At 71.5% G+C, this 6000-nt stretch carries 7 protein-coding genes and 1 pseudogene; all 8 read left to right on the top strand.

What is annotated here, in order from left to right; translation table 11 throughout:
* On the top strand, positions 1-1488 hold a 1488-nt coding region (locus RH94_RS30440), incomplete at its 5' end, for an NADH-quinone oxidoreductase subunit N (RefSeq protein ID WP_143204101.1).
* Positions 1489-1731: 243 nt separating this feature from the next.
* Entirely contained in the window at positions 1732-2595 is an 864-nt protein-coding gene (gene htpX, locus RH94_RS30435) for a zinc metalloprotease HtpX (RefSeq protein ID WP_073951560.1), read from the top strand.
* Positions 2592-2984 (top strand): YccF domain-containing protein, encoded by a 393-nt coding sequence (locus RH94_RS30430; RefSeq protein ID WP_073951559.1) that lies wholly within the window; start codon positions 2592-2594, stop codon positions 2982-2984. The genes htpX and RH94_RS30430 overlap by 4 nt, the downstream gene beginning before the upstream one ends.
* Positions 2985-3422: 438 nt before the next feature.
* A complete protein-coding gene (locus tag RH94_RS30420; protein WP_073951657.1) occupies positions 3423-3686 on the top strand; it encodes a GlsB/YeaQ/YmgE family stress response membrane protein in 264 nt (87 codons plus the stop codon).
* Positions 3687-4435: 749 nt separating this feature from the next.
* Positions 4436-4849, top strand: a pseudogene (locus RH94_RS45020) (hypothetical protein); the annotation flags it as partial.
* Positions 4846-4992, top strand: a complete 147-nt coding sequence (locus RH94_RS41615; RefSeq protein ID WP_199881093.1) for a hypothetical protein — start codon at positions 4846-4848, stop codon at positions 4990-4992. The pseudogene RH94_RS45020 and the gene RH94_RS41615, both read left to right, overlap by 4 nt.
* A 9-nt stretch (positions 4993-5001) precedes the next feature.
* Complete coding sequence (locus RH94_RS30410; RefSeq protein ID WP_073951557.1) at positions 5002-5508, top strand: hypothetical protein; 507 nt, start codon at positions 5002-5004, stop codon at positions 5506-5508.
* Positions 5508-5840, top strand: coding sequence for a hypothetical protein (locus tag RH94_RS30405; protein ID WP_143204100.1), 333 nt, complete (start codon positions 5508-5510; stop codon positions 5838-5840). The genes RH94_RS30410 and RH94_RS30405 overlap by 1 nt, the downstream gene beginning before the upstream one ends.
* Positions 5841-6000: the final 160 nt, after the last annotated feature.

Raw genomic sequence — 6000 nt, 5'->3', positions numbered from 1 at the left:
GTCCAGTCCGTCGACTGGCTCGCCATCGCACCGCCCACGCTCACCGCGGTGGTCGCGCTCGCGGTGCTCGTCGCCGACCTCTTCGTGCCCGCCGCCCGCAAGCCCGCCCTCGGCTGGGTCTCCGTCGCGGGCCTCGCCGCCGCCACCCTGTCGCTGCTGCCCCTCCTCGACGGCCGCCGCACCACGTTCTGCCTGACCGGACAGACCGGCGTCTGCAGCTACACCGCCGACCACTTCGCCCTCGTCATCCAGTTCCTCGTCCTCGGCGGCGCGCTCCTCACGGCCCTGCTGTCGGTCACCGCGCTGAAGGACGCGCGCGGGGCACTGCCCGAAGGGGAGTTCTGGTTCCTGCTGCTGTCCTCCGCCGCCGGTGCCGCGCTGCTGCCCGCCGCACGCGACCTGGCGACCCTGATCGTCGCCCTGGAGGTCGCCTCCCTGCCCGCCTTCGCCCTCGTCGGCCTCCGGCACGGTGACCGCAAGTCCTCCGACGCGGCCCTGAAATTCTTCCTGTCCTCGGTCACCGCCACCGCCGTCAGCCTCCTCGGCGTCAGCTTCGTCTACGCCTCCACCGGCACCCTCTACCTCACGCAGATCGCCGACCGCGTCCAGCACGTCGACGGACAGCTCCACACCGTCGCCCAGACCGGCGTCGTCCTCACCCTCGTCGGCTTCGCCTTCAAGACGGCCGCCGTCCCCTTCCACTTCTGGGTCCCCGACACCTACGTGGGCGCCCCCCTGCCCGTCGCCGCCTACCTGTCGGTCATCGGCAAGGCCGTCGGCTTCACCGGCCTGATCCTCGTCACCGTCGTCGCCCTCCCGTCGTACGCCGGCGCCTGGGGGCCGGCGCTCGCCGTGCTCGCCGCGCTCACCATGACCGTCGGCAACGTCGGCGCCCTGCGCCAGCAGGCCACGCGCGCGTACAGCGCGGTACGGCTGCTCGCCTGGTCCTCCGTCGGCCAGGCCGGCTACCTCCTGGTGCCGATCGCCGCGGCCGGGTACGCGAAGAACCCCCAGAAGTCGATCGGCTCCACGGTCGCCTACGCCCTCATGTACGCCGCCGTGAACCTCGGCGCCTTCGCCGTGGCCGCCCTCGTGGGCCGTACGAGGGAACGCAACCGCGTCACGGACTACCGGGGCCTGTACGCCACCAACCCGCTGACCGCCCTCCTGATGGCCTTCTTCCTGCTGTGCCTGGCCGGACTGCCACCGGGCGTCATCGGCCTGTTCGCCAAGGTCACCGTCTTCTCCGCGGCCGTCGACGCCGGACTCGGCTGGCTCGCCGTCGTCATGGCCGTCAACGTGGTCATCGCGCTGTTCTACTACCTGCAGTGGACGGCACTGCTGTTCCGCGCCCCCGAGGGCGAACCCGTCCGGCACCGCGCCCCGGCCCCCCTCACCGCGGCCCTCGCCCTCACGGCCGTCCTCGGCATCGCCCTGTCCGGCGCGCCCCAACTGGTCCTGCGCTTCGCGAGCACCGGTCTGTTCTGAACACCGGGGAACACCGGGGAGTCGTCACGCGCGCGCCGGGCACCCGGCCTCCACGCGCGCGTGCCGTCCGGTGTCCCGCTCACCCGGACGGCCCGCGCGCCGTCGCACGCTCCAGGGAACCCGTGACTCCCGCCTGGCGTTGACCAGTACGTAAGGGTCCACTGGAGGTGACACCACGCCACCAGTGGCGTCGGACGACAGCAAGCGAAGGGTTCCCCTGCCGCACCACTTGGAGGGCGTACCGTGCACCGCCGGCACAACGGGCTCAGGACCGCAGTCCTCCTCGGGGGACTGTCCGCACTCATCATCGTCATCGGCAGTTTCTTCGGCCGCACCGGCCTGATCGTCGCGGTCCTCGTCGCCCTCGGCACCAACGCGTACGCGTACTGGAACAGCGACAAACTGGCACTGCGCGCCATGCGCGCCCGCCCGGTCAGCGAGTTCGAGGCCCCGGCCCTCTACCGCATGGTCCGCGAACTCTCCAACCAGGCCCGCCAGCCCATGCCCCGCCTGTACATCTCCCCGACGGAGGCGCCCAACGCCTTCGCGACCGGCCGCAACCCGCGCAACGCGGCCGTGTGCTGCACGGAAGGCATCCTGCGCATCCTGGACCAGCGTGAACTGCGCGGCGTCATCGGCCACGAGCTCAGCCACGTCTACAACCGCGACATCCTCATCTCCTCCGTCGCCGGTGCCCTCGCCTCCGTGATCATGTTCCTGGTCAACTTCGCCTGGCTGATCCCGATCGGCCGCTCCAACGACGACGAGGGCCCCGGCCTGCTCGGCATGCTCCTGATCATGATCCTCGGCCCGCTCGCGGCCACCGTCATCCAACTGGCCATCAGCCGCTCCAGGGAGTACGAGGCCGACGCGTCCGGCGCCCGGCTCACCGGCGACCCCCTCGCCCTCGCCAGCGCCCTGCGCAAACTGGAGACCGGCACCCAGCAGCTCCCGCTGCCCCCCGAGCCGCGCATCGAGACCGCGAGCCACATGATGATCGCCAACCCGTTCCGCCCGGGCCAGGGATTGTCGAAGATGTTCTCCACGCACCCGCCGATGGCGGAGCGCATCGCCCGACTCGAACAGATGGCAGGTCATTACCGGTGAAGACAATCCTCAACGTCATCTGGCTGATCCTCAGCGGCTTCTGGCTGTTCCTCGGCTACCTCCTCGCGGGCGTGCTGCTGTGCATCACCATCATCGGCATCCCCTTCGGCATCGCTTCGTTCCGCATCGGCGTCTACGCCCTGTGGCCCTTCGGGTACACCACGGTCGAGCGCCGCGGCGCGGGCGCCCCCTCCTGCGTCGGCAACGTGCTGTGGCTGGTCCTCGCGGGCTGGTGGCTGGCCCTCACCCACATCACCACCGGCATCGCGCTGTGCCTGACGATCATCGGCATCCCGTTCGGCATCGCGAACTTCAAGATGATCCCGGTCTCCCTGCTCCCGCTGGGCCGCGAGATCGTCCGCACGGACCAGCCGTTCGCGGCACGCTGACGGACCGGGGGGACGGAGGCCCGGATCCCTGCCGAGCCGCCGGCCGCCACCGCACGCCGTACGAGGCCATGCCCGCCGCCGGCACACCGGCACCCACGGCCACCGGCACCCATGGCAGAGCGAACGCCGGTGTCACGCACCCGACGAGCCCCACCGCCGGAACCACGCGCCGCGGGCCCAGGGCGGCGAAGATCCCGGTCCCGAGCACCGAGCCGAGCCCGGCCACCACGGCGTCCCGGACCCCCAGGGCACGCCGCAGCTCGGACGCGGACGCGGAGGCGGCGGAGGAGCGGGTCATGGCCCGGACCCTGCTGACCGGCGCAACCGCGGGGCGCGGCCTAGGCGTCTTCCTCCCCAACACGGCCAAAACGCCGCATGAGCCCACGTGTGGTAAGCACGATCACGACACGTGACGAGTACGACGGGCAGGTACAGGGCATGGGCATCATCAGCTGGATCGTCCTCGGGCTGCTGGCCGGGGCCATCGCGAAGTTCCTGCTGCCGGGCCGCGACCCGGGCGGCTTCATCGGTACGACCCTCATCGGCGTCGCCGGTGCGTTCATCGGCGGCTGGATCTCCGCCCGCTGGCTGGACCACCCGATCAACAAGAGCTTCGACAGCGCCACCTTGGCCGCGGCGATCGGCGGCTCACTCGTCCTGCTGGTCGCCTACCGTCTCCTGTTCGGCAACTCCCGAGACTGAGCGCACCGCCGGGACGCGGCCGACGCACGGAGAAGGGTGGGCGCCGGCATGGCGCCCACCCTTTCCCGTGACGTCCGCGTGCCCAGTCCCTACCGGTAGTTCACGTACCGTCCGCTTGATCGTCTGACCTGCACGTTACCGCCGAAAGGCCGGTTGACGTGCGAAAACTACTGACAGTATTTGCCATCGTTGCGCAGTGCTATTCGGGGTCTTGTGCCCTGAGTGTGCCCTCGCGCGGTCGTGGCCCTCCCCGGCGCCGCTCGTCTGCCCTCCGCAGACAGAGCGGCGCCGCCCGGTGATCTCACCCACCAGACGGCGCCTTGATCCGACACCTTCCGATCAAGGAGTCAGACCCAGTGCCTGACCGTACCGTCCCCCTGCCCGCGCGCCCAGGCGCTGCCTCATCCCGGAGGCACCCTGTGAAGCGCGACCCCCTGCTCTGGGCCGCCCTCGCCGCGGTCCTGGTCGTCCTCGCGTCGGCGGAGTACGAGCTGGCCGTCGCGTGCGGCTTCGGCCAGTACGTCGCCGCCGGCGTCCCCGCCGCCCTGGACGTCTACGCCATCGCCGCCCTGCGCGCCCGCCGGGACGTCCTCGCGGTCGTGGCCGCGCTGGTCGCGGTGAACGCTGCGAGCCACCTGGTGGAGGTCGGGCTGCTGCCCGTCTCGGTGCCCCTGGTGGTGGCCGTCTCGGCGGTCGCCCCGCTCGTCCTCTGGCGCGTCCACCGCCTCTCCGAGACCCGACCGGAGCCNGCCGTATCCGCCGTGCCCGAGGTGTATCCGGAGCCCGAGGTACAGCGGGATACACCCCCCACAGTGCCCACCCCCGAAGTGCCGGCGCTGCCCGTCCTCGGCCCGTTCGCCAGCCTCGAAGAACTCCCCCGTACCCCGACGTACCCCGAGGCGTATCCGCAGCCTGACCAGGACCGACACGACCGCGGCGACGACACCGTACCCGGGGCGCACCCGGGTACGGATACGCCGGATACGCCCCCGCTGCCGGACGGATACACGGCCGCCGAAGACGAGCTGACCGCCCGCGCCCGGACCGACTTCGCCGACGTCCTCGAGGACGGGCGGGCGCCCTCGATCCGGGCCCTACGGGATACGTACTCGATCGGCCAGCCGCGCGCCCGGCGCATCCAGAGCGAGCTGGTCGGCTCGTGATCCTCGCCGCCTGCTTCGCGCTCGCCGCGCTCGCGGCCCTGGCCGGCCTCGCCCTGGTCGACCTCCGCACCGTGCCCCCGATCACCGGGACGTGCGCGCTCATCCTGACCTTCGCCGCGCTCGCCGTGGCCATCCTCCACTGAGGCCCCCGCATGACGTACGTGACGTTCGGCGGCGTGACCGTCGGCATCTGCATCCTCATCGCCACCCTCGTCAAGTGGTGGCCCGGCAAGGCCCTCCAGAAGGATCCACTGCGCCACGTCGGCCGGTTGCTGCCGTTCCTGATCGGGTGGGCGTACGGCGTCCTCGTCATCCTCGGTATCGGCGGGATCATCGGCTGGGCCGCCCGCACCGCGCTGTGGATCACCTCTTGGCTCGGTGACGTCGCCCTCGTGTGGGGCGTCGGCACCGAGGCGGGCCAGCGGGCGGGCGGCGCCGTCTACCTGCCGCTCACGCAGACCGGTGGCGGCATCGTCTTCATCCTCACCGTGGCCATCGTGGTCGCGATCAAGAAGTCGTCGAAGTACGGCGGCGACCTGCTGATGGGCACCTGGTGCGGGGTCACTCTGGGCACCAGCGCGGGTGTGGCCGGGTTTGCCGCGGTGCCGCTCGCCCAGGGCGCGAACTGGCTCGGCGCGACCGTCTATGGGGCGCTGTGATGGCCGCGCGGCGGCAGCAGGAAGAGGAGCCGGAGGAGCGTTCCCGGGCGGCCGGCGGGTGCGTGCTGGTCGTCCTCGGCGGCGGGGCGCTCGCGGTCGTGTTCGCGGTGTCGACGGAGGCCGGAATCCTCGCGGTGTGGGTGGTCGGCACGGTCGCGTTGTGGCGGTCGGCCCGGCGTCGTATGTCCGATTCGTCCGCCACTCCCCCACCCCCCTCCGAGGGGGACGTTTACGCAGCTCATAGCGACGAAATCGACCGCGTCCAGGAGGGGCCGGGGGAGGGGTTGTTGATCTTGTACCCGAAGCGGGTCGAGAGGGAGGTGAAACCATGATCCTCCGACTCATCCGCACCGCGCTGGCCCGCACCTACGACTACTGCCCGGTGTGCGGCTGGTGGGTGAAGGACTGCCCGCACTAGAGCCGACATGCAACCGCCCCGCCCTCCACTCGGGAAGGCGGGGCGGTCCGCGCTCCAGCCGCGGGACGGCGAGC

It is taken from the genome of Streptomyces kebangsaanensis, assembly GCF_001906585.1.
Lineage (GTDB): Bacteria > Actinomycetota > Actinomycetes > Streptomycetales > Streptomycetaceae > Streptomyces > Streptomyces kebangsaanensis.
The sequence above is the reverse complement of the archived record's forward strand: the minus strand, read 5'-3'. Positions and strand labels throughout refer to the sequence as shown.

Excerpts from the sequence above, each read along its gene's own strand:
- RH94_RS30420 (WP_073951657.1), top strand. The coding sequence starts at position 3,423 with ATGGGCATCATCAGCTGGATCGTCCTCGGGCTGCTGGCCGGGGCCATC.
- RH94_RS30410 (WP_073951557.1), top strand. The coding sequence starts at position 5,002 with ATGACGTACGTGACGTTCGGCGGCGTGACCGTCGGCATCTGCATCCTC.
- RH94_RS30405 (WP_143204100.1), top strand. The coding sequence starts at position 5,508 with ATGGCCGCGCGGCGGCAGCAGGAAGAGGAGCCGGAGGAGCGTTCCCGG.